This is a genomic window from Streptomyces sp. NPDC048349 (genome assembly GCF_040651925.1).
Lineage (GTDB): Bacteria > Actinomycetota > Actinomycetes > Streptomycetales > Streptomycetaceae > Streptomyces.
Genome location: NZ_JBEZLA010000074.1, coordinates 1 through 23,430 on the forward strand (window position 1 = coordinate 1; position 23,430 = coordinate 23,430).

General features: G+C 70.9%; 21 protein-coding genes and 1 pseudogene. 2 read left to right on the forward strand and 20 right to left on the reverse strand.

Annotation, left to right across the window (positions count from 1 at the left end):
- Both AB0D44_RS29775 and AB0D44_RS29780 read right to left on the reverse strand, forming a co-directional pair.
- Positions 1-281, reverse strand: a 281-nt coding sequence (locus tag AB0D44_RS29775; RefSeq protein WP_362596566.1) for a transposase, incomplete at its 3' end; no start/stop codon positions are given.
- A 640-nt stretch (positions 282-921) separates the two neighbouring features.
- Positions 922-1,784: pseudogene (locus AB0D44_RS29780) on the reverse strand (transposase).
- Positions 1,785-1,974: 190 nt separating this feature from the next.
- On the opposite strand from AB0D44_RS29780, the gene AB0D44_RS29785 reads away from it, so the two are divergent.
- Positions 1,975-2,754: a hypothetical protein gene (locus tag AB0D44_RS29785; protein WP_362596568.1), complete on the forward strand. Its 780-nt coding sequence runs from the start codon at positions 1,975-1,977 to the stop codon at positions 2,752-2,754.
- Between the two features lie 348 nt (positions 2,755-3,102).
- On the opposite strand, the gene AB0D44_RS29790 is transcribed toward AB0D44_RS29785, so the two are convergent.
- The 12 genes from AB0D44_RS29790 to AB0D44_RS29845 form a co-directional block, all read right to left on the reverse strand.
- The gene (locus tag AB0D44_RS29790) at positions 3,103-6,399 is read right to left on the reverse strand and encodes a LysM peptidoglycan-binding domain-containing protein (RefSeq protein WP_362596570.1); all 3,297 of its coding nucleotides are present in this window, start codon (positions 6,397-6,399) and stop codon (positions 3,103-3,105) included.
- A 28-nt stretch (positions 6,400-6,427) separates the two neighbouring features.
- A complete protein-coding gene (locus tag AB0D44_RS29795; protein ID WP_362596572.1) occupies positions 6,428-6,871 on the reverse strand; it encodes a pilus assembly protein TadG-related protein in 444 nt (147 codons plus the stop codon).
- Between the two features lies 1 nt (position 6,872).
- On the reverse strand, positions 6,873-7,331 hold the full coding sequence (locus AB0D44_RS29800; RefSeq protein WP_362596574.1) for a TadE/TadG family type IV pilus assembly protein: 459 nt from the start codon (positions 7,329-7,331) through the stop codon (positions 6,873-6,875).
- Positions 7,328-7,672, reverse strand: coding sequence for a TadE family protein (locus AB0D44_RS29805; protein WP_362596576.1), 345 nt, complete (start codon positions 7,670-7,672; stop codon positions 7,328-7,330). Before AB0D44_RS29805 ends, AB0D44_RS29800 begins: the two co-directional genes overlap by 4 nt.
- 154 nt (positions 7,673-7,826) lie before the next feature.
- On the reverse strand, positions 7,827-8,027 hold the full coding sequence (locus AB0D44_RS29810) for a hypothetical protein (protein ID WP_362596578.1): 201 nt from the start codon (positions 8,025-8,027) through the stop codon (positions 7,827-7,829).
- 20 nt (positions 8,028-8,047) lie between these two features.
- Positions 8,048-8,929, reverse strand: a complete 882-nt coding sequence (locus AB0D44_RS29815) for a type II secretion system F family protein (protein ID WP_362596580.1) — start codon at positions 8,927-8,929, stop codon at positions 8,048-8,050.
- The gene (locus AB0D44_RS29820) at positions 8,926-9,852 is read right to left on the reverse strand and encodes a type II secretion system F family protein (RefSeq protein WP_362596582.1); all 927 of its coding nucleotides are present in this window, start codon (positions 9,850-9,852) and stop codon (positions 8,926-8,928) included. The genes AB0D44_RS29815 and AB0D44_RS29820 overlap by 4 nt, the downstream gene beginning before the upstream one ends.
- Positions 9,849-11,393, reverse strand: a complete 1,545-nt coding sequence (locus AB0D44_RS29825; protein ID WP_362596584.1) for a CpaF/VirB11 family protein — start codon at positions 11,391-11,393, stop codon at positions 9,849-9,851. The genes AB0D44_RS29820 and AB0D44_RS29825 overlap by 4 nt, the downstream gene beginning before the upstream one ends.
- The gene (locus AB0D44_RS29830; RefSeq protein WP_362596586.1) at positions 11,383-12,195 is read right to left on the reverse strand and encodes a hypothetical protein; all 813 of its coding nucleotides are present in this window, start codon (positions 12,193-12,195) and stop codon (positions 11,383-11,385) included. Before AB0D44_RS29830 ends, AB0D44_RS29825 begins: the two co-directional genes overlap by 11 nt.
- The gene (locus AB0D44_RS29835) at positions 12,195-12,911 is read right to left on the reverse strand and encodes an SAF domain-containing protein (protein WP_362596588.1); all 717 of its coding nucleotides are present in this window, start codon (positions 12,909-12,911) and stop codon (positions 12,195-12,197) included. The genes AB0D44_RS29830 and AB0D44_RS29835 overlap by 1 nt, the downstream gene beginning before the upstream one ends.
- Positions 12,912-12,965: 54 nt before the next feature.
- On the reverse strand, positions 12,966-13,838 hold the full coding sequence (locus tag AB0D44_RS29840; RefSeq protein WP_362596590.1) for an ATP/GTP-binding protein: 873 nt from the start codon (positions 13,836-13,838) through the stop codon (positions 12,966-12,968).
- Positions 13,832-14,434, reverse strand: coding sequence for a hypothetical protein (locus AB0D44_RS29845; RefSeq protein ID WP_362596592.1), 603 nt, complete (start codon positions 14,432-14,434; stop codon positions 13,832-13,834). The genes AB0D44_RS29840 and AB0D44_RS29845 overlap by 7 nt, the downstream gene beginning before the upstream one ends.
- A gap of 503 nt (positions 14,435-14,937) precedes the next feature.
- Between AB0D44_RS29845 and AB0D44_RS29850 the strand changes: the two genes are divergently transcribed.
- Positions 14,938-15,228 (forward strand): hypothetical protein, encoded by a 291-nt coding sequence (locus tag AB0D44_RS29850; RefSeq protein ID WP_362596594.1) that lies wholly within the window; start codon positions 14,938-14,940, stop codon positions 15,226-15,228.
- A gap of 89 nt (positions 15,229-15,317) precedes the next feature.
- Here the strand turns inward: AB0D44_RS29850 and AB0D44_RS29855 are convergent, their stop codons facing one another.
- The 6 genes from AB0D44_RS29855 to AB0D44_RS29880 form a co-directional block, all read right to left on the reverse strand.
- Positions 15,318-15,524: a hypothetical protein gene (locus AB0D44_RS29855; protein ID WP_362596595.1), complete on the reverse strand. Its 207-nt coding sequence runs from the start codon at positions 15,522-15,524 to the stop codon at positions 15,318-15,320.
- Positions 15,521-16,429, reverse strand: a complete 909-nt coding sequence (locus AB0D44_RS29860; protein WP_362596596.1) for a replication-relaxation family protein — start codon at positions 16,427-16,429, stop codon at positions 15,521-15,523. The genes AB0D44_RS29855 and AB0D44_RS29860 overlap by 4 nt, the downstream gene beginning before the upstream one ends.
- The gene (locus AB0D44_RS29865; RefSeq protein ID WP_362596598.1) at positions 16,426-19,011 is read right to left on the reverse strand and encodes an ATP/GTP-binding protein; all 2,586 of its coding nucleotides are present in this window, start codon (positions 19,009-19,011) and stop codon (positions 16,426-16,428) included. The genes AB0D44_RS29860 and AB0D44_RS29865 overlap by 4 nt, the downstream gene beginning before the upstream one ends.
- Entirely contained in the window at positions 18,993-19,334 is a 342-nt protein-coding gene (locus AB0D44_RS29870; protein ID WP_362596600.1) for a hypothetical protein, read from the reverse strand. The genes AB0D44_RS29865 and AB0D44_RS29870 overlap by 19 nt, the downstream gene beginning before the upstream one ends.
- A 320-nt stretch (positions 19,335-19,654) precedes the next feature.
- Positions 19,655-20,773: an NlpC/P60 family protein gene (locus tag AB0D44_RS29875; RefSeq protein WP_362596602.1), complete on the reverse strand. Its 1,119-nt coding sequence runs from the start codon at positions 20,771-20,773 to the stop codon at positions 19,655-19,657.
- Positions 20,770-23,400, reverse strand: coding sequence for a hypothetical protein (locus tag AB0D44_RS29880; protein ID WP_362596604.1), 2,631 nt, complete (start codon positions 23,398-23,400; stop codon positions 20,770-20,772). Before AB0D44_RS29880 ends, AB0D44_RS29875 begins: the two co-directional genes overlap by 4 nt.
- Between the last annotated feature and the right edge of the window lie 30 nt (positions 23,401-23,430).

Below are 23,430 nucleotides of genomic sequence, written 5' to 3' on the forward strand. Positions count from 1 at the left end.
TCCGTGTCCTGGGCGGTGGCATCGGCGCCGGTCTGTAACGCCTGCAGGATCTTCGACCAGGTTCCATCCGCCGGCCAGCGGCGGTGGCGCTCGTAGACGGTCTGCCAGGATCCGTAGCGTTCGGGCAGGTCACGCCAGGGAATCCCGGTCCGTGTCCGGTAGAGCACTCCGTTGACGACGGTCCGGTGGTCGGCCCAACGGCCACCCGGACCACCCGTCTCCGGCAGGAGCGGGGCTATGTGTTCCCACTGGGCATTCGTCAGTTCATGCCGGCGCACCATGACCGACTCATGCCCGGAACGGCAACAGATCCACCATGCCGGGCAAGAGCCATCAGACACTGCCTAGTCCCTCTGGATCGTCACCGGAACGGTGACCGGCGATCGTGACCGCGACCGGCTGGTGACCAGTGGCGTGACCGATCGGGGTGACTGGTACGGGGCGGGCCGGTGTGTGCTGACCGATCGTGGTGACCGATCCGGGGGCTGCGCGACCGGTGACCTATTCGGGTGCCGGGGACTGGTGACTGATCGACGGCTCGTCGGCCATCGGGGTCATGACCGATTCCCATGTCACCGGTCACTGAGCCTCGATCACCCCGTGCTGAGGGTTGTGGCTCTGGTGACTGGTGTGGAGCGGGCCGGTGACTGGTGACCGATCTGGGACCGGGTGACCGGTGACTGATTCGCGCCCGGTGACCGATTGACGGCTCGCGGGTCACCGGTCACGACCGATTCCCACGGCACCGGTCACCGGTCACCGACACCCCGACCACCGCCCCCGCAGCGGGCACGTGGGTCTGGTGACTGGTGCGGAGCGGGCCGGTGAGTGCTGGCCGATCCTCGCGTGACCGATCCGGGCCGCGGTGACTGGTGACCGTTCCGAGCGCCGGTGACTGGTGACCGATCGGCGGCTCGTCGGTCACCGGTCGGTGCTGGTGACGGTGACCGCGGCGGTCTCGTCCCACGTGGCTGGGTCTCCGAAGACGAACTCGCCGCCGTGCTTGGGTGGACGACCGCCCTGCGGCGGGCAGACCCACGGCACTGGCACTGGCACTGGCTTGCGCATCACCCGGTCCGAGCGGAGCCGGCCCAGGACCTCCACGGGCAGGTCGGCCAGGAGGTGCGCGATGCGGGGCGCGTCGTAGCCCGCGTCCAACACGACCAAGACCTCCGGGTCCCCGTCCCGCCACTGCACGGCCTCTGTAAGGCGTTCGACGACGTCGCGGACCTGGTGGGCGGTGACCGCAGCGGCATCGGCGCCGGGCCAGCCGGATCGCGTCCAGCAACGCGGTCCACGAGGTCCGGCCCGTCTCCAGCGCGGCAACGATCGAGTACGGCCAGCCGGGCACCATCTGGTGCTTGCCCAGGCCCCGGGCCGAACGTGTGGCAGAAGGAACGGTCGGAGCAGGTGTCGGCGTCCGGCCGCAGCCGTGGGGAGACGTCCACGGCCAACACCAGCCGACCGTCGCGAGCCCGGGGCAACGGCACACCGGCCAGGGCCCGCCGCAGCCGGGCAACGTCGATCCGGCCCAGGTTCAGCCCGGAGTATAGGGCGCCGTGCCCGCGACGGTGCTCGGGCGCAAGGGCCAGGTCCACGAGACTGCGGACCGGCCCGTCGGTGCACAGCAGGGCGTCGCACAGCTCAAACAGCGCGTCGCTTCTGGAGACCAGGCACGCGTACAGCTCCGACCGGAACTCCGTCACGGTCGTGAACGCGTCTCGTTGGACCTCGTGCTCGACCAGTTCCACAATTCGGCCTCCATGCCCCGCCGGCCTCTCCACGCAGGATCAAGCCGCGACCCCACGGACATGCCGTGAACAGGGGAAACCCGAACAAGTTCGAGAACCGTTCGATGGCGGACCAACATGACAAGCTGAGGACTCACCCACCTCACCCCGTGGTTGACCATCGATGTGGGGGGGTGCCGAATCGTGATCCACCAGGCTTTCGATCGCACGTACGATGCCGAGCGTGATCGTTGCTTACGTGGACACAACCTCTCAGAGCTTTGCCATCGGGCAGGTGACCGGCGTTCTCTCCATTTTCGGCGTCGCCATCGTGCTGCTCTGGCGCCTTACCCGGTCCTGGCGCGCCCCGTCGACCCCGGCGGGGGGCGACCCTGCCACCACCCTTCGCGAGGAACGGAGGCGCCGACGGATCATCATCGGTCTTACAGCGCTAATCGCGGTGGGCGCGGCGATGCAGGCTGTGGCGTCGTACAACCCGGAACCACGAGCCTCCGAAGCAGTGGCGACCGGGCCCGTTTCCGATGGCCGGCAGGCGGACACGTCGCGCACCGTCGTTCTGCCGGACAGCTTCGCGGAGTTCCGGCTGATGACCGGCGAGGCCGCGAAGCAAACCGAGGCAGCGGTGCTGGCGGGCCGCAAACTGCCCCAGGGAATGAAGACCGGCTACTACGACAAGGACGGGGACGAGGACCTCGACTTGCTCGTCATGGTCCGCAGCGCCGAGTGGGACCCCAAGATCCGCGAGGAGAAGGCCACCAAGTCGATCTCCCAGGAGTTCCTCAACTACTTCACCGGTGCGAAAGCCCACGACGTGACCCGCTTCGACCCGGGCCAGTACGGCGGGGGTCTCGCCTGCGGCCTCTCCCAAGGACTCGACGGCGACCAGGCGGTGTGCGCCTGGAGCGACGCCACCACCTTCGGCGCGGTCCGAATCGTGCAGTCGACTACCCTCGCCGACGCCGCGCAGACCACCCTTACACTCCGCAACACCGCCACACACTGACGACACAGCCTGCGTTGATAGGGGTAGACCTGCACAGCCTCCTGCCACGTGGTCGGCCGTGGACAGGGTCCGAGCGTGCGAGGCGCCCAACGGCGGGCCGGCAGCCTGCTGGCTGCCGTACGTTCAGCGGGTGCCACCGGAGCGCACCACAGCAGTCCAGGAGCTGAGGGTCCTGGACTGCGTCCGTCTCACTGCGCGGACCAGTACGTTGGCAACCGTAGCTCGCATCCGGATCCAGTGCCCATGCCACTGGAAGGCCCCTGATTTGGGGTTCGGATAGGGCGGCGCCCGGCGGGAAAGTGGATCCCGGCCCGGCACGCGCTCGACACCGGACCATAAATCACAAGATCAGGCCCGCACTGTGTGGGTGTTGGAAGGGGCGGGTTTGCCGGAGAGGACCTGGGTGATGGTGTCTTCGGTGGCGTCTTCGAGGGTGAGGTCGTAGGTGCGTGCGATCTGCTGGATGCGGGTGACGGTCCGGCGGACCGCGGCGTTGTTGCCTGCGGCCCATTCGATGGTCAGCAGGTCGCGGTAGAGCACTTCGGAGGTTTCTTCGACGTCCAGGGCCTTGTGGACGGTGCGGCGGGCGGCGTCCAGGTCGGGCAGGACACCGTCGGCGTGCCAGCGGGCGAGGGTGTGCGCGGTGTCGGTGATCCTGGAGAGCATGTCCTGGATGACCGGGTCCGCCCAGGGCAGGGTCCGGCCGTCGAACGGCTTGCCCCGTACGAGCGCCATCGCCTCCTCCAAGTCCTCGATGCCGTGGAGCGGGCCTGCGGCAAGACCCCGGCTGGCGAGGTCCTGGAACTGCGCCCAGTCGGAGGTGACGGCCGGGTGGAAGGCGTATCCGGCTCCCGTCTTGGGGCGGGGGAGGAGCGGCTGGCCGTCACTGTGTAGGCCGATGGCGCTGCGCAGTTCGGACAGGCGTGAGTGCAGGGTCCTGGTGGACCAGGGGTTCGCGTAGTCCATCGCCGCGCACAGGGCGTCGGCGCTGCGGCCGGGCCGCAGGTGGATGTACGCGGCGACGGCGGTGGTGCGCGGGCTGTGGGCGGAGATACCGCTCCCGGTGATCCGCAGCGGTCCCAGCACGTCGATGCGCACGCCGTCGTCGTCTGCGGGAGCGGTCTGGTGGGGGAGCTGCACGGATCCGGGCAACGCCCCTGCGGCAGCAGTGTCAGCATCGGCTGCCGCCTCGGACGTTGCGGCGTCGTCCGCGACCGTCGTGCCTGGGTCCATCGTGCTCCCGGTTTCTGCGGTAGCGGCTTGGGCGCTGTCGGCTGCAGGGTCTGTGCTGGTGATTCCGGCGAGGAGGGCGGGGAAGGGGTTGCCCGGGTCGACGGCTCCGTCGCCGGCGGCGTGGACGGTGAGCGGGGCCCCGCCCGCGGCTGCCTGCCCGTGGTTCTCGGCGTTCCTCCACGGTCCGGTCGCCGCTTCGGGTTCCTGGGTGGAGACCGTGAGGGCGTGGACGTACTGCCGGTACTGCTCGTCGCTGATCCGCTGCAGATCCACTGATGTTTCCAGCACGGCGACCGGGGCGTCCTGGCCGTCGGTGACGGTGAGGACTTCGGCCTGGGGGAAGCTACGGCGGGTGGCCGCGGTGGCGGGCAGGATGACTGCGGTGTCCAGGGTGCGGCCCGCGGCAAGGGCGTCTGCGAGCTGCACCACATGCTCGTCGTCCAGCTCTCCGGCGCCGACCGCGAGCCACGGCAGGACCTGTTCGCCGCTCTGGTGGGCTTCCAGCATGAGTTCGCCGAGGTCAGCGGCGACGGCCGGCAGGTGCGGCATCGTGCGGATGCGGCCCTGGGGCAGGAGGCCGGCGAGGCGGGTGCCGAGGCTGGTGGTGAGGATCTCGCTGTAATCGGTCCAGGCACACGTGCCCAGCTCCAGAGCGAGGGCCCGCGCCACGGACAGGACCTCCTCGTCGCTGCCGTCCAGGAGCAGGATGCGGCAGGTCATGAGGTCGATGAGGACCAGGCCGTCGCCGTCGGTGCCGAGGGTGACCAGCCCCGGGTAGGGGGCCTGGACGCCGGGGAGGTCTTCGGCGCTGAGGAGTTCGGCCTGCGGATCAAGGATCCACGTACGCGGGGTGGGTCCTTCGGCGAAGGGCGGGATGGGGTCGGCGGGTTCGTCCAGCAGGAGCGTCACCCCGGCCGCGTCGAGCCGGGCGCCGCGCAGAGCGGGCACAGGGACGTCGCGGTCGGCGGCGTGGTGGGCGAGGGTGCGCAGCACCTGGTCCAGGAGCTCGACGCCTGCCGGCTGCGACGTCGCGACGAGGAGCTGCTCGAGCGCGGTCGGATTTTCGTCCTGGGCGATGGTCTGGCCGGCTCGGCGCTGGCGCTGCTGCAGGATCCTGCGTACCCCCAGGGCACCGGCGAGGGACGCGGCGAGCAGCGTTCCGATCCCGCTGATCAGCGCCCAGTTGATGCTGCTGTCCCGGGTTTGGACGGTTGCCGGGGCTTCGGATGCGCCCGCGGGCGTCGGCGCGGCCGGGGTGGAGGACTGCGTCGGCGGCGTGCTTGAGGGGCCGGCGGTGGGCGTTGCCGGTGTCGCGGTTCCGGTTGTGGCGGGGGCCGGCTGCGTGGACGGTGCAGGGGACTCCTTGGCCGTGGGGCCAGGTCCAGGGGCGGCTTCCTGAGGCTCCGGCGGAGCCGGGGCCGTCGACGGCGCTGGTGTTGCCGGGGTCGGGTTGGCGGTGTCGGGGTGGGGGAGGGTGAGGTGCTGGCCGGGGTGGATGAGGTCGGGGTCGGTGAAGGTGCCGCCGTCGGGGAGCGGGCCGCCACGGTTCAGTTCGAAGATCTGCACGTACTGGTCGGCGTCGCCGAGCTGCTCGGCGGCGATGGTGGAGAGGCTGTCACCGTCGCGGACCGTGTAGATGGTGGGGGCCGGGCTGCCTGACTGCTGCGGTGCGGCGCCGTCGCTCGGGGCGGGGCGGGCATCGGCGGGGAGGTAGAGGGCCCATCCGGGCTGGATGGGCTTCTCGGCGTGGAAGACCAGCCCGCCGGGCATGGTGCGGCCCTCATTCAGGGCGGCGATCTCCTCCCAGCGCTGCCCGTCTCCCAGCGACGTCTCGGCAATCGACCACAGGCTCTCGGCCGGGCGTGCATCCCGCACTACGTAGGTGACCTGTGTGCTGCCGGCATCGGAAGACGCCTTCGAGCCGGAGGAACTCGCGGCCGCGGCGCCGGGGACGGCGGCCGCGCTGACACCTGTGGCGGGGGCTGTGGGTGTGGCGGAGGCAGGCACGGCCAGGGCCGTACCGGTGGGCAGGGCCAGCAGGACGGCGCCGACGAGGGCGGCGGCGGCCCGCTGCCCGACGAGCCCGCGGATCTGCGGGGCGGTGCGGCCGCGCAGCTGTGCGGGGATCTCGAGCAGGACCGAGACGGCGAAGGCGGCCCAGCCTGCCCAGCCGGCGGCGGCGAGCGCGAGGAGGAAGACCTGGCCCGAGTCGTCGGTGGTGAACAGGGAGCCGAGGGCTGCGAGTCCGGGTGGGCCGACGATTGCGGTGGCCCACCACAGCAGGATGGGCAGGCCGCCCAGCAGCGCGAGCAGGACGGCGAGGCTGAGCAGGCCGCGTAGCAGGGCGGCCGCGGTACGCACGCCGCTGGCCCGGCCGGTGCCGGGCGGCTTGCGGGTGGTGGGCTTGGGCATGGAACGGGCCCCTTCTTGCGCGGGTTCGCTATTCGGGCTGGGTGACGCCGTGCAACAGGCGGGCGGTGCCGTGGCCGGTGACGTCCATGGATCCGATCCCGACGACGGACAGGAATTTGGTCGGGTAGGCGTCGTTCACGGTGACCGTCAGCTGGGTGCGGTCCCCGGACAGGGACACGCTGCCCTGGGTACCGGCCCGGGCGAGGTAGGCGTAGGCGGCGGCCTGGGCGGCCTCGGGGTCGACGCGGATCTCGGTGCCGGTGACCGCTGAGGCAGGGTCGATGGCCTGCCCGGCGGCGCGGGCGGCCTCCATCGCGACCGCGTCGGCCCGTTCGGTGGCGCGGAGCTTGCCGCCGCCGTCGATGGCCAGGCCGATGATGCCCAGCAGGGCGACGGTGCAGATCGCGGTGTAGACGGCGATACCGCCCTCGTCCCCGCGCAGCCACGCGCCACGCTTTGCCGGAGCCTGCATGTCAGCCCTCCCTGGAGCGGTAAGCGTCCACCACGGAAGTGAACGAACTGGTCATGGTCTTGCTGCCCGGCACCCCGGGCAGCAGCAGGTCGGACAACGGCACCGTGCAGGAGATCGTGACCGTGACAGTGCCGACCTGGCCGAGCGGGACGGCCAGCCCTGAGGAGTCGATGGTCGTGGACGTCGACGCGCAGTGGATGCCCTGGTCGTTGAGGGAGCGCGCGGCTGCGGCGGCAGCCTCGGCCTGCGCACTGCCGTACGTACGGGAGATGGACGCGGCGCGGGCGGCGTCCTCGGCGGCCGCGTCGACCTTGGCGCCGGAAGTGACGATGCGCCCGCCGGCGATCGCCATGCACAGCAGCATTAGCAGCAGGGGGGTGACGATCGCGGCGGAGATCGCCTCGCTGCCCCGGTCGTCCCGCAGCCGCTTCACCCAACGTCCGCGCCGGGCTGTGGTCATGGGGTGGTCCACCGTTCACGAGGCGCTGAAGCGGACTGCGACACCGATAGACCCGAGAGGCCGGGAAGCATGGAGGGGGCGCTGCCGGTTACGGTCACCCGCACGTCGGTGGCCGTGCTCCCCGTGGTGCTCACTGCGGGGGCGCGCAGGCTGTCGCCTGCGATACGGCCGAGCGTCTCGCGGGCCCGCGCTGCTCCCGCGCCTTCGGGGGACTGGTAGGTCCGGGCGGCGGCGACGCCTTCGCGGGCTGCGGTCAGGGCGATGTTGCGGGCGTGGACCCACATGGAGGCCTGCACGACGGCGACGGTGACCAGGATGACGAACGGGAAAACGATCGCCATCTGGATCGACGACTCGCCCCGATCACCCCGGCCCCTGCCTGTGTCATCGGGCCCGTTTCTTGCGCCTTCGGGCCCGATGGGCCTGGGCTGGGTGTTCTCGTCGTGCGGCACCTGTTCCCTCCCTCCCCTTGCTCGCCCCTTGCTCTCGGTCTTCCTAGATACCGGAGAGGCTGGTGTTGTAGCGGGCGATGACGACCGCGATGGTTCCGCCGATGGCGAGGGCGCCGGCAACCGCTGCGACCCAGATGATGACGGTGGTGATCGAGATGTCACCCCGGTCCTCGGTGTTGCCGTTCTTGATGTCCTCCCAGCGCGACGTGAGGGCGATGGACAGCCGGATGACGTGCTTGGTCATGTGGGACTCCTTTGCGTGTGTCAGGTGTTGAGCATGCGGATGACGGCGGGGAAGGCGATCAGGAGCAACACCAGGACAGCGAGGAGCGCGCCGGGGGCGGTCATCTTCTCGCTGTCGGCGTTGGCTTCGGATGCTTGGGCGGCCAGGAGTTCGGTGCGCAGGTTCTTCGCGCGGGAGCGCAGGGTGGCGTAGACGGAGGCGCCGTCGTCGGCGGACTGCCGCATGATCGCGGCCAGGTCGTCGAGGACGGGCAGGTCGAGTTCGGCGGTCAGGCGGGCCAGCGACTCCCAGTGCGGCACCTTGTCCACACGCGAGCGCGCCAGCGCCCCCTGGATGCGTACGAATGCCCAGCCGTGGCCGACTTGGGCGGCCTGTTCCATGGCCTGTTCCGCCGAGACGTTCCCGGCCCGGCGCAGTGCGACCAGGTCGAGGTAGGCGGCCATGGCATGGGCGAACTCGGCTCGGGCGCGTTTGGCCTTGTCACGCAGGGCCAGGTCGGGGGTGAACCACAACGCCGTGGCGGCGAGGATCCCGACGATGGCGGGAAGGTAGAGCGGCAGTCCCAGGATCAGGAAGGGGATGGTGGACAGCGGCGGCAGCAGCAGCCCGCCCGCCGCGAGCGCGACCTTCGTGAGCAGGAAGCGGCCCGGCGTCATCCCGGTGAGGGCGAGGTCTTTGTGCGGGATCCTCACCCCGGGCACGTCGGCGAGGTGCTCGACCAGCCATGCGCCCCACTGTTCGTCCCGGTCGGCGGGGGCCGCCGCTGTGGTTGGCGGGGCGGGCTGGTTCAGACGCCGCAGGGCCGGGCCCAGCGCCGGGGCGGGCCGCAGCACTTCTCGGATCAGCAGTGCGGCACCGGCGCCGATCGTCGCGCCGGACAGGATCGCGGCCACGGGCATCATGCCGTCACCTCCGCACTGCCGTGTTCGGGAAGGGCAGCTGCCGGGGCGACGGCGCTTCTGGGGTCGGCGATCAGGAAGCGGGGGACGGGCTTGTGGTCGGCGATCTGCCGCATCAAAGCGAGTACGCCGACGAAGCCGGCGGACAGCGCGGCGAGGACCAGCTGGCCCAGGAGCGTTCCGTAGGGAGCCGTGTAGGAGGGGATGAGTAGGCCGGCGCCGGCGACGCCGAGGGTGATGATCGTCATCCATCGCATCGTGGTACGCGGCTTGGCCCGGTCGGCCTCGATGGCCCGGCGGCGGCCGACCTCCTCATGAACGGACTCCGCGAGATCGTCCAAGGCCTGCGCGAGGCCCGGGCCCCGGTCGGCGGCCGAGAGGACCAGCGCGGCCACGACCTTGTCCGCGGTCACATCACCCAGGGCATCACCGAACAGACGCAGCGCATCAGTCGGCCGCCACCCGACGTGCAGCCGGTCCACCAGGTCACCGACTTCGCCTGCGATGTCCTCGGGGCAGCCCTTGCGGGAGATCTGCAGGGCCTCGTCCAGCCCGCGGCCCAGCCGCAGCACATTGGCCAGGCGCTGCGTCCAGTCGCCCAGCGCCTCCAGCTTCCCGATCCTCGCCGCCGCCGACTTCATCGGGGACAGCAGCCACGGCACACCGATCACGGCCAGGAGCACGAGGGCGCCCGCGACGAAAACGCCGGTCACCAGCCACAACAGAACACCGGCGAGGGCACCGACGGCCAGACGCGTGCGCCGCGCCATCCGCTCGTCCCGCCCGGCCAGACGCCGGCCCGCCCGGAGCCGGGCGGCCAACGCCGGCCCCTTGGGAGCGGTGGTGCCCACGATGCCGAGGACCAGGCCCACCAGACCGCTCGCGAGGGCGAGTCCGGCCAGGACCCACAAGAGCAGTGCGGTCACAGCATGGCCCCCTCGTCGAGCATCAGGGACAGCGCTGCCGGCCACGCCCCGCTCGGCACGTTCAGCAGGGACGAGTCGAAGCCCGCACGTCGCAGGTCGTTGATACACCGCGGCTGCATGAGCGGCACCGCCCGGTGCTCGCCCCATTCCGGGCGCGGCCCGAAAATGGCGTTCGTCTCGGGCCGTCCGCCCTCGCCGATACCGGTGACCTCCAGGACGTGGGAGATGAACCGGTGGCGATGCCCGCCGATCTTCGTCTCATCGATCTGGCTGACGAACACGATGAAGTGCAGCCCGTTCGCGGCCTGCCGGTAGGCGAGGGCCTCGCTCATGTTGGTCTGCGCGAGGAGGTACAGCTCGGCGATCCGGTCGAAAACCACGCTCGGGTGGATGGCGTGCAGGGTGCACAGGTTGCCGCCCGCGCCGGTCGTCATCGCCTGCAGCATCGCCACGATCTCCGGCCCGCGCACCTCACCGACCACAATCCGAGTCAGCGTCATGCGCAGCGCCCGGTACATCAGGTCCATGAGCGTGATCTCGCCCGCGGCCTGCCCTGCCACCATCTCGCCGTTGGACTCGCGTGCCTCCATGGGTACGACCTGGCGGTGGTGCCCGTTCTCGTGGGCGAACAGCTCGTACTCAGTCTCGAGCGTGGCGAACCGCTCGTCCGGGTCGATCTCTTTCAGCAGCGCGCGCAGCAGGGTCGTCTTCCCGGCGGCCTGCCCGCCGACCACCATCACGTTCTTCTCCGCTCGTACGCACGCACGCAGGAACTGCTCCAGGGTGGTGTCGAGCATCCCCCGTTCGACCAGGTCGGGCAGGTCGGCGTGGCGCATGCTGTGCCGGCGGATCGTCACATAGGTGCCGGGTGTGACGTCGATGACCGCCTGCAGACGGGACCCGTCCGACAGGCGCAGCGCCAGGAACGGGTCGGCGGTCGAAAGGCTCCGCTCCGCCTGGCCCGTGGTGCGCCGTGCGAGATCCCGAAGGAGCTCACGCAGCTCTTCATCGGAGTCGGCCACCGGCGCCACCTGCACGCGGCGGCCGTCGGTGAAGTCCAGCCACACATCCGTGTAGCCGTTGATGAAGATGTTCTCCACCAGCGCGTTGTCCAGGTGCTGCTGCAGACGGCCGGCCCGGAACTGCAGATCGAACACGGCCTGCGCGATCGCCGCATCCTCGGCCGGACTCGTCGCAGCCCCGCGCTTGACGGCCTCGGCGTCCGACCACACCGCCACCTGCTCATTGATCAGGTGCCGGCCCTGTTGCTCCTGCGCGGCCGCGCTCATCCCCGGCCGCGCCCGCAACAGGTCGGTCAGCCGCTCCCCGACCTCCTTCTTGATCAGCCGCACCGACGCATAGTCGACCTGCACCCCGCCGATTGCGGCGGGTGTGATCGCGGCACCGACAGCGGACGGCGTGCGGGGATCCGCTGGCCCTGTGCCGCCGGGGGTGTGCGCGAGAGCGGGGCGGGGCAGGCGGGCCTGAAGCGGCGCTCCCACGGCTACTTGGGGGTTGTGGTGCAGGGGGTTAGCGCGCATCGGCCACCACCCGCGCAGTGGGGGAGGGGAGGGCAAGGCGGGAGCGGCGCACCGCTACCAGCTCCTGTACCCGCACCGCAGCCGACCGGCCGGATCGCATCAGCTCGCACGCCTCGAACCGGCGGGGCTGCTCCGCCCCGTCCGAGAGAACCTCAGCCTCCCTGGGCCGCCACGGCAGCACAGCCGTCACCGGCACCCCGAGGGTCTTGCGGACTTCCTCCTTGGAGAACGGGCCCTGATCGATCAGGAGCATCCCGATCTCACCGGTCCCGCCGATCAGCTCACGCAGCGCGTCCAGGCGGACCTGCGCCTGCTGCAGGCTCCGCAGCGTATTGCGGGCCACCACCAGCACCACATCGGCCTGCCGCGCCAGCACCGCCGACGCACCCGTCGTCCCACGCCGCCCCAGATCCACGATCACGTCATGCTGATGCGCCTCAATCCCCGCGAACAGGGAGGCAAGCGGCTTCCACACCGGCTCCATCGCCGACGCGTGCGCCGGATCGTAGAGACCGGGCAGGACCAGGCGGTCGCGGCTTCCGGCGTCGGTGACATCCACCAGCTGACGCCAGAACGCCTCCGCCAGCTGCCCCTGCCGCCCGGCCAGCGCCAGATTCCGCAGCCCATGCGTGTTACCCAAAGTGCCCTGAAGGGCGCCGGGCAGGACCGCACCACCGTCCGGATCGGCCTCCGCCAGCACCACCCGGTGCCCCTCCGGCAGCGGCCACGTCATCAGCAGCGCCATCGCGGTCGTCGTCACCCCCGGAGCACCCAGACCCCCGGCCAGCGCGATCACAGCCATCAGCTGCCCTCCTGCGGAGCAAGAATCAGCGCGACCGCACCCGTTGCCACCCGCGCGGCAAGCGCCGGCCCGTCCGTTGCGGGCACCGCGACATCCACGACCACAACCCCCGTGGCCGGAGCCGGCGGACCGACCGCGACCACGGTCGCAGGGAGCGTCTTCGGAGCCCCCGCAGCCTCACCCGCCTTCCCTGCGGCAGCCTGACTGGGGTCCGGAGTCGAGACGATCAAGACCTTCTGCCCCGGAGAGAGCCGGCTCGCCGGAAGCTGCGACGGCTTGAGCGCCACACCCACCAGCTGCTCACCCGCCTTGATCAGCGACACCGAGGTCACCTGCGCAGGGGACAGGAGCGCCCCAGCCTTCAAGGCGACCGCGGCCCGCTGCCCCACCAGGCCCGCCTTCTTGGCGACCGGCACCGCCTTGACCGCCGGATCAAGGGCCAGCGAAGCGGGCGCGAGATCGGCTTCGCTGATAGCAGCCCCCACCGGCACATCACGCGCCACCACCAGCACAGCGGTGCGCTGCCCCGACGCGGTGAACAGCAACGCCCCGGACAGGCCTCCGGCCGCGATCAACGCGACAGACAGGGCGATCAGCCCGGGCCGACGGCGCCGTTGGCGCACAACGCGGGGAGCGGCCGCCGGCTGGCCTCCGGGGCCGCCGGGCCCGGGTACGGCGGCACGGCCCGGCGTCGCGGGCGTGGTGGTGGTACTCACGTGCTGTGCCTCCAGAGACAAAAGGGAGAAGGAGTGCGCGGGCGGCCCGGGCCGCTACTGGCCGACCACTTGGACCTCGCCCACCGAGACGGTGAACGGCGACTGGCGGACCTCGGTGAGCTGACCGGTCTGTCCGCCACCGGTCACAACCCAGTCCACGGTCCATGTGGACGTCGCGCTGCCCTTGTACGTGCTGCCGGATTGGCCGGCGGACGTCGCGCTGTAGAGATGACCGCAGTCCGGGGAGGGCGTCATCCCGCGGGCCGGGGTGTACGGAGAGCCGGGGCCCGAACACGTCACGCTGACACCGTCACCCATGTCCCACACGACGGACGACACCTTGGCCGTCGCCGTCACCGTGATCCCGCCTGCTGACGCCGACGCGGTGTTCGGTCCCCACGTCGTCGGGCTCTGGTTCACCCACAGCCACAGCGGCACACCGACCGTGTACCGCCCCTCCGCCCTCGGACTGGCGACTGCCGGACCCTCAAGGAGCATGCTGTCGACCGCCCGCCGCGCGAGCACGGCCGGGTCCACGGCAGGTGTGGGAACGTCTTTCGACCAGAACGCGACTCCGACGGTGTCAACATTGGCCGTTCCGGGGCTGCCCGCGCAGGTGTTGATGTAGATCGCCCCGTCACCGGGTTCGTGTCCCTCCCACAGGGAGCTCCCCGCGGGCGGCTGGGGTTCCAGGCGCCGAATGTCGCACGACGCCCCCTCGATCACCAGATCGCTCTTGCCGTTGCCGTGGCCCGAGGGGCCGGGCCCCGTTCCGCCACCCGGCTTTGGGGGGATGTCCACTTCGACGCAGACGCGCATGCTCGCGCAGCCGCTCGCCCCTGTTCCGCCATCAGCGCTGGCCGACGGAGGCATGGCCATGACTAATAAAACGAGACCGCCCAGTGTGGCGCCGCGGCCTCTCAGCATGCCTGGTCCTGGATCTTCTCCTCGATGACCACCCAGCCGCTCGGCCACTTCTCGGCGGTCAGCGTGGTGATGTACCGAAGGAGTCGCTCCTTGGGCAGGGCGACCTCCTTGCCTGTCTTCTGATCGACGGACTTCCACTGAGTGATGTCCATGCAGTCTGTGATCACGGCAGTCTTCAACTTCTGCCCGTCTTTGAAGTCCACGGCCGTGTTCGAATGCTGAACCTTGCCCGTGATGACTTGGCCGGCCTGGCGCAGGCTCGCCAGATCCTTTTCGTTTTGTGCGTACGCGGACCCGGAAGCCACGTCCTTCAAGGCTGTCCCTGTCGAGTCCGACTTCGCGTAGGCGTCGGTGAGAACGCCCCAGTACCGGTCATAGGCTGCGCGGACCTCGGCCCTGTCGGCCTCCAGAGGGTCGGCCGACGGCGTGGGTGCTACTGAGGGAGAGGGGGAAGCGCTCGCAGTGGGCAGCGCGTTCTTCTCGTCCTCGGCGTCCGTGGTGCAGCCGACGGTCAGGACTGCGAGGGCCGTGATGGTGGCGGCCGCGAGCAGCCGGTGGTGAGTGGTTCGGGTGTGGTGCTGTCGTGCCGTTGTCACGGAGGTCTCCCCGGTGGTCACTCGTCGGTGGGTTCGCGGTGCCGTATTCCCGGGCCGGGAGGCAGCCGGAAAATAGCTGATGCAACGTTCTTGGGTGCTGTCCCCCTTGCCACCCTACGATGTCAACGCTGCAGGTTCTATGGGGTTCTTGGGGTGCAGTTGATCGAACGTCACCATTGTCCCGGAATGGCGGCTTGTCATATGCCTGCACGTCTTTGAAGTGCAGTTTTCACCCTGCATGGCGGGACAGGCCGGTCGTTGACGGGCTCCGGCGAGCCATGGCTGAAAATGTCTCTTCTGGCTGATTCTTTGCTGTTGATAAGGGTCTACGGGTGGTGACGCTGTCGGATTCCTGACTAGAAAGACGGATCCCTGGCGCATGCCTTGGAGGCGCCAGGGCGGACCGCCGGCTGGTGAGTGTTGTTGAAAGCGGCGGGTGGCCGGCACTTCTTCGACACGATGCGAGGGTGGACGGGCCTGGGTGGGGGCAGGTTGAGCGGGGTGTGGCGGCCGCGATGCGGCGTTTGCTGGACGAGGCTCGGTGGTCCCCGGATGGGGACCCAGAACAGGTCCTGATCACTCTGCGAGGTCTCAGCGATGCCATCGGGGATCTGCTCTGTGAAGACAGCGGCGGCGTGGACCTGGACCTGGACCTGGCACAGGCTGTGTTCAATGCTGACCCGCTGGGTGACATCTATGTGTTCGCCTGCGGGTTGAGGAAAAGCATTGATCAACAGCATCCTGCCCAGGGTGAGGCCGGGCAGGCGCTGACGAGAGAGGCCTTCATCGCGTAAGCCGCGAGGAGCTTTCCGTACTTCCACCGGATGCAGCGCGAGCTTTCGCAGGCCCTTGACCCGGCGTTCCCACGCAACTGACTCGTGCGTCAGAACTCACGGCGATCGGGCGGCGTTCTGGGCGGGCGCTCCCAGATGAACACGTAGCCCTTGTAGGAGTCGATCAGACCCGCCTCGACCATGGTCTCCCGGTCAGTGAGCTGGGCCATGAGGTCGTCGTGGTCGCTCTGGCACTCCTGCCAGTCGGCAGCCTCCCCGGCGGACAAACCCGGGTACTGGGTGGGGCGGCCGGTCACAGCTGCATCCAGCCGCGGCGCTCGGCCGCGCCGGCAAGCGGCGTCCACACCGGGGCGCTCGGCCCCTGTTCTTCCAGGTCCTCGAGGACGGCGGCGCCGAGGGGGACGCGGGTGGCGAAGCGGGTGACGAGTTCGTGGTCGGCGGTCATGCGGCGCAGGTCGGCGATCCGGTTGGTGAGGGTGGTGCGGGAAGCGCCGGTGAGGATGAACAGCACGCGGGGGAAGCGCGGGTAGAAGCGCTGCCAGGCGTAGGTGGAGGCCTGGTGGGCCACGGTCTGACGGCGTCCGGCCTGCTGGGGGGTGTAGTCGTACAGGCGCGCGTAGGTGATGAGCTTGCGGGCCAGGCGTTCGCTGCTCATGGTCGTGCGGTCGATTTCCACGAAGGCCCGGTAGTGGAGGCGGCGTGGGTGGACGGCGGTGTAGTGGAAGACGGCGTCCGCGACGAGCCGGTCTTCGCCGCCGGTGTCGGGGAGGCGGTGGGTGACTTCGGGCGTCCAGTCCAGCGGCTGGTACTCGTCGTTGCGGGTACGGGCGTCGGCGAGGAAGGCGAGGTGGGCCCGGACCCCGGTGAGGGCGTGCGCGGCACGCAGGGCGGCCGCGGTGGGTGAGGTGATGGGGTCGGCGTGGCGGCCGCGGAGTTCGGGCCAGTCGCTGACGGCCTGGCTGCCGGCCGGGGTGAGGAAGTGGGCCTGCAGGCCGCTGCGGCCGCCGAGAACGGTGTGCGTGATCAGGCCTTCGGCGCGCAGGGGGCCGAGGACCTTGTGCACTTTACGCGGTGGGGTGTGGGGCATGATCATCTGGTGGATCTGGGTGGTGGCCAGCAAGCGGTGCTGGGCGATCAGGGCGAGGGCCTGATGGGCGCGGGTGTCGTTGGTGTCGGTCTGGATCACGGCGGTGCTGGTCATGCGAATTGCTCCTCGGTGCGGGTGTCGGTGGTCGGGGGCGTCAGGCCGGTGAGGAAGCTGCTGACCGTCTCCTCCTGGGCGAGGGCGAGGGCGGCGAGCTCGGACAGCGGCCGGGCGCCGGCGTTGCGCAGTGCGGCCTGCTGCAGGGCACCTGTCCGGGCCGGGCAGGCGAGCGTCCCGAACACCTCTTTCAGCTCGGGGCCGCGCACGCGCAAGGGGCCTACCCGCGTGCCGGCGACGGTGAAGGACGCGTAGTGCTGCCAGCGGTCCAGTGCGGCGACGTCCTCGGCGGTGACGGCGGTACCGGGCCACTGGCTGGTGATCTGGGCGATCGCCTCGGCCGATCCGGCCGTGGTCGACAGACAGGACGAGTTCTGCAGCAGGGCGGCGCGGGTGGCGGGGGCGAGGCGGTGCAGGAGCTGGGTCATGCCGTGCAGGCGGCAGCCGAACTTACGGAGCTGCTCGGTGATCTCCGCAATGACGGTGGACGCTCCGGCATCGAGGGAGATCAGCTCGTCCAGGTAGAAGCGGAACGGGGCACGCTTGTGTTCGGGGAGGTCACGGCGTGACAAGCCGGCCCGAAGGAAGTCCCGCACGATCAGGGTGACCAGCATCCGGTCGGTGGGGCCGGTGCCAGGCGGGCAGATCCACACGACGCGGGACTCGTCCATGGCGCGCCGGATGTCGTACCCGCTGACCGGACACCCCAGGAACGCCCGGGTCACCGGGTTTGCTCCGAGGCGCTCCAGCGGGTTGAGGACGGTCAGCAGGCCGTCTTTGGGCAGGTCGGGGAAGCTCGTGGTCCACCAGCGGCGGGTCTCATGGTCCAGCGCCTTGAGCACGAGATGGCGGAAGGACGGCGCGGTCAGCAGCGGCCGGACCTGAAAGATCGTGGCCTGGCTCTCCGGTTTCCCGGAGGCGACGGCTTGGCTGTTCACGGCCACCAAAGCCTCGACGGCTTTGGTCAGGATGGTCAGCGCACGCGGAGCTGCGATATCGTCCCAGCCCAGGGCGGTGGCAAACGCGTCGACGACGGCGGCCGCCACCTCGTAGGGCCGCTGCCCGCCGGCCATGTCCAGCAAGTTCCAGCAGGCAAGCAGCTCGTCCGGGCCGGACACGGTCAGGTCGAACAGGCGGACGCGGTCCATGATCTCGTCGTGGGCGAGGTAGCAGGCGACCTCGGCGAACGAGTCGCCGTGCGGATCCACGAACGCGAGCCCGCGCTGGTTGTGGGCGCTGGCCACGGCGTGGACCTGGGCGCGCATGGTCTTGCCCCAGCCGGCCTTGCCGGACTGGACCTCGAAAAGGGTGTCGTCCTCGCGGGTGGCCAGCAGCCGCTCGCGGCCGTCACCCCCCTGGTACCAGCCCTGCGGCAGCAGATCCTCGCCCGGCCCATAGGTCGGCATCTGCGCCTCCGACACCGGGATCCGCGCGGCTGCGGTGGGCGGCTTCAGCAGACCTGCCAGCTCCTCGATCCGCGCCCACCCGCTGCGCGAGGGCCGCATCAGCGCGCGCGCCCACTGTTCGTCGAAGCGGCCACGCCAGGGCCACACGTCCGGCCCGATCCGCACCGGCCCCACCGTCCAGCCCTGCGCAGAGAGGCGGGAGGCGCCCGCGTAGACATCCATGGAGGCGTTGACGAGCGCGAGGAGCTGTTCGGCGCGGCCCGCATTATCGGACGCGCACCGCACCAGGACCTGCACCCGCATCAAACCGGCGCCCTCGGCGAGGTTGCCCACCGCGCGCTCGGGGTTGACGTGCTGTGGGCGCGGCGGCATCAGCACGGGGCCACGGCCCTGCCACTGGGCCGGGTCCAGCAGCCGGCCCCAGGCGACGGACATACTGCCGGCGGACTGCGTGCTCAGCGCCCGCGCCTCGCGGGCGGCTTCGCGCCGGGCTCTGGCACGGGCCTGCCGCACGATCTGCTGCCGTCGAAGCGCCAGGTGCCAGCGCGGCGCGGGGGAGAGGTCGACGCATACCTCGGCGAGGTCGCCGAGTTCGGCCCGCAGCCCGGAGACGGCGTCGACCAGCGGCTGCAAGGGGTCGGGCTCCAGCGGTACCTCCCGCAGCCCGGATCCCGGCTTCCCGTGCAGGGTCAGGACCGCCCGCACGACGTGGGCGCGTCCCTTCTCCGCGACGGGCGGGGCCGGGGTGACGGTGACCCGCGGACCGAACGGGGACCGGGCCAGCAGAGCGTGGGCGCCAGCTGGTGCCTCGATCCGGTAGGTGAGGGGCTGGCTCCCGTCGGCCCGCAGGCGCAGCCGCAGCGTCCGGGCGCGGCGCGGTGTCCACCACGGCCCGGCTCCGGCGGCGCGGATCAGCTGCATGCCCTGGCGCCAGATCTCCTCCTCTCCGGGCGAGAACTGCGCGGTCGGCACCAGCTCCACATGCGTGCGTTCGGCGAGCGCCTTGGCCGCCAGGCGCTGCTGAACGGCCTCCCAACCCGCAAGCAGCACACCGGCGGCCAGCGCCAGCCACCACAGGTTGGCGGACACCCACGTCACGGCCGCCCATAGGGCGGTCACGATGCTGCTGGCGGTGTCGACGGCATTGGCCGCGGACGTCATGAGATTCGGGTCCATGTTCCGTCTCCGTTCTGGGTGAAGTGGATGGCGGCCGGGCGGCCGTCCAGGAAGGTGCCGGCGGGGTCGGCCCCGGCCCACACCAGCCGCACCACCGCCCCTCCGCCGTTGTCGGGGTCACGGCGGGCGGTCGCGGCCTGGATCCTTACCTGCGTGTACCGGGCCGTCTCGGCCAGCCACGCCGCACGCCCCTGACTCAGCAGCAGCGCCTCGTCGGCCGCGGGGAGGTCACGCGGTGCGGCCGCGTCCATGACCTGCTGGATGATCGGGTCCGCGGCCTCACCGGATCCGGGGGGCGGCAGGTCCCCGGGCCCGGACGGCATCGGCGACGTCGAAGGAGTCGGGGCTGTGGCCGGGCCGCTGGAGCTGGGACGGGCAGCGCTGGCCCCCTCGACCTGCCCCGGCCCGCCCGTTGGGCCCGCCGGCTTCGGAGTAGGCCCGGTGGCGCCGGTCGTCCCAACTTCGCCCGTCGGCTGTACCGTCACGGATGCGAGCGGCGTGGCGGTCCGCACGGTTGCTGGGGCCTTCCGCAGTGGCGCCCCGGCCTCGGGGTGCGGGCGCATCCCCGCATACAGCAGGAGGGCTCCGGCGCAGGCCAGCAGGGCGGAGGCGGCGACCAGCCGGTGCCCGTTCCTTGGGGGGTTCATAGGAGGCGTGCCCCTCCCGCGTAGTCGGGCAGCGCGGTGATGGGGTCGATGCGGACCGGCTTGCCGGGCCGGGGGGAGTTGATCATTTTTCCGTCGCCGAGGTAGATCCCGACGTGGTGGATGCTGGCATCGGACGTGGGGCTGTAGCCGAAGAAGACGAGATCGCCGGGGGCGAGCGCGCCGAATCCTGCGGAAGCGGGGATCCGTCGGCCCGCCCCCGCCTGGGCGGCGGCGGTGCGGGGCAGGCGGATGCCGGCCTTGGCATAGGCATAGAGGGTCAGGCCCGAGCAGTCGAAGCCGGTGACGGTGCGGCCGTCCTGACCGCCGGGGGAGCAGCAGATTCCGGTGGAGGGCCCGTCGGCGTTGCCGCCGCCCCAGGAGTAGGGCTGGCCTTGCTGGGCGAGGGCGGCCTGGATGACGGTGCCCGCATTCCCCGAGGGGACGGCCGGTGTGGTGCCGAGGGAGTCGTAGCGGTCGATGCCCGACAGGACATCGTCCACGTACGCCCACGAATGGTTGTAGGTGTGGATCGCGGCGCGCAGCTGGTCGCGGTCGGTGAGGTCGCGGCCCCTCCCGCACAGGTACACAGCGGCCGATGCGGCGGCGTCGTCCGCGTTGTGCGGCGACACCGTTCCGTCGCCGTTGCCGTCCTTCCCGTACGAGCGGAACGTCTCGGGGAGGAACTGGAACGGGCCGACGGCACGCTCGAACTCGGCATCCCCGTCCCAGCGGCCGCCGTCGGTATCCCGGATCGCGGTCGTGTTGCCGCCGGCCCCGGAGCCGTCGAGCCGGGGGCCGGTGATCGGCGGGGTGATGTCGCCGCCGGCAGCAACCTGACGGCCCGCGGCGTGGTCGGACTCGACCCGGGCGATCCCGGCGAGGATCTGCCAGCGCATCCCCTTGCAGGACGGGACGTGCACGCCGATCTGGGAGGCACCGGTGAGGTAGGCGGCGAACATCCGCTGCGGGATCCCGGCCGCCACCGCATCGACGCCGCCCGCAGGGTTGCCGGCCCGGCTCCGGGCAGCCGCCGACAACAGAACGGGCCCGGTGCAGCAGGCCGCCGCCAGCATGAGGAGGACTCCGAGGCAGCCCATCTTCTTCCACCGCTTCATGACTCACCGCCCCCCTCGCGCCGTCGGCGCTCGGCCTCGGCGACGCGCCGTTCGAACATTCGCCGCAGCCGTTCCCGGTTCGCCTCCTCTGCTGCCCGCGCCTCGTCCTCACTCCGGGCTTCACCCGGTGCAGGACGCTGTGCCTGCGGGCGAGGCCTCGGCTGCGGCCAGGGCTGCGACTGTCGGCGCGAAGCCGTTGCGGCCGTACCGCCGCCCGCCGTCCTACCGCCGCTCGCAGTCGTCCCCCCGTCGGGAGCCGCGGCCCGGCCCGCCGCTGTGTTCCCGTCCCGCGATGCCTTCGCGCGGCGGCCGGAGACCCCCGCCGCTCGCGTGCTGCTTGAGAGGGGGCGGCTGACCGAGGTCGGCGTCACGGGCCGGGGGGCATCGGCGAGTGGTGCGGTCGCGATCGTTGCGGCGATGGCGGTGTCGCGGACTTTGCCTGCCGGGTCGTGGACCTGCCACTTGGTGGCCAGGACCTGCCCGGTGTGGTCGACGCGGTCACGGACGGCGCGACCGCCCTGCGCCCACGCGTGGCCGTCTTCGCGGAGGTGGTTGGCGGTGACGCTGAGCTGCTGCCGGGCGTCCTGCGTGTACTGCGATGCCTTGGAGCGGGCGTTGTGCAGGGTTCGCGGCAGGCCCAGGGTCGCCCCGTAGGCGATGCGTGCGGTGCGCGATGCGATGCGGTAGCCGCGGAGCCGGGACGCGCGGGCGTGGATCCGGTTGCCGAGTAGCGGCCGGTCGGTCGCCGGGTCGTGCAGGACCTGGCCAGTCTCCGTGTCCACTACCGGTTCGTCGCCGCCAGCATGGCTGTTGGCGTGGGCGTGGAGCTGGGCGGCTGCGGGGTGCTGTCCGGGCTTGGGGCCGATCAGCGCGGCGTGGGCGCCGCGCAGGGCGAGGGCGAGCGGCGCGATACCGCGCCGTCCTTCCGCCATCGCGTCACCGAGGAGCCGGCCCGGGGAGAACGGCATCCCGGTGCCATCGCTCAGGGCGGCCATGCTGCCCAGGGAGCGCAGGCGTGCTCCGAACGCCCCGTGAACGGCGGAGGGCCCGGCACTCAGCCCGCCGCCCATGCCGAGCCGTGTGGCGGGGCCGTGCATGGCGAGCGAGGCTCCGAACTCGGAGTTGTCGCCGCGCAGGTGGCTGCCGCCGATCTTCGAGAACCGCATGCGGGTCGCCATGCGCTGGCCGAACGCGGAGGCCGAGGAGAGGATCCGCCGGTGCAGGACCAGGAACGCGACGGCGAGGGCGTCCACCAGCAGGAGCCGTTCCATCATCTGTTCGGGGCCGGTGTCTGCGAGGAGTGCGTCCACGGCGATCCCGAACATGGGCATTACCATCGCGGCCACGAACGCGACCAGGGCGGAGACGACGAACACGCCCAGCCACCGCCACAGCAGCATCCGGCTGGGGCCGGGCAGCATCGCCCACACCCAGGCGACCGGCCCGCCCGCAGCGGTAGCAGCGTCCGCGCCCTGCGCGCCGAGCATGACCACCGACATCGAGATGATCATGAGTGCGACGACGATGACTGCGACCAGCAGGGCCATCACCGCCCACACCCGGTCCCACGAAGGCTTCTGCGCATACAAGGCGGCCGACTTCCCGACAGGGCCTGCGCCGTTCAGATCCTTGACCAGCCCAGGAAAGCCGGCATCGTTCGTGACCAGCTCACGGCACCGCTTCTCGGTCTGCGGGTCCAGCAGCCCGCAGTTCTCCGCCTTCTCCTGCTGCGCCTCGCACTGCTTGCGTTCCTCGCCGTCCAGCAGCTGGCACCCGTCGTCCCCGGCGGGAGGCGCTTTCGCGTTGCCCTGGACCCATTTCAGGTGCGCCTTGTAGGCCGGGGCCTCGTCGAGCTTCTTGGGGTCCAGGACGCGGCCGTACTGGATGAGCATGTACGGCTTGACGACCAGGGCGTCGGTGAGAGCGTTCTGGATCGGGGTGGTGACGGTCTTGCTGTCGGCCTGTTCGTTGACGCAAGCCTCGTGGGCGGGGCCCACCGCGCTGTCGCAGGGCCGCCCGCCGTTGGCCGGCGTACCGAAGTAGGAGTCGGTGGTGATGGCAGCGACCTCGACGGCGGCCCGGTGGGTCTGGGCGAGCGGTCCGTCCCGGCCGAGGAGGTAGTCGGGGCGCACGAACGCGGAGGCGGCCAGTCCGGCGATGACGAGGGTCAGGGCGATCTCGCCGAGGCCCTGTCCGACTTTGCCGCGGACGAAGGCGATCAGTCCGAAGACGAACGCCCAGGCCAGCAGGAGCGCGGGCAGGCCGAGGGTGTCGACGACGTCGCGCTGGTAGGCGTCGGCGAGGTTCTGCGAGGGATCGGTGAGGAGCGTCAGCAGCGGGAAGCGGAAGATGAAGCCGATCAGCCAGCAGCACAACCCGACCAGAAGCCGCACCAGGGTGAACAGGCCGCTGAGGATGAGCCGCTGGGTCTCCCCGGGGATGTCGAAGGGACTGGTCCCGGTGACCACGCTCCCCACGACCTCGCCGGTCGAGGGGGACTTGACGTTGCTTTCCAGCTGGTAGCTGGAGAGCGGCACACCCTCACGGGTGAGGATGTCCAGGGGTGCCAGCAAGCCTCCACCCGGCGCGGACCCGTCGGCAGCCGCCGCCACCGCCGTGTTCGTCACCAGGAACACGATCGTGAGTAGCGCTATGAA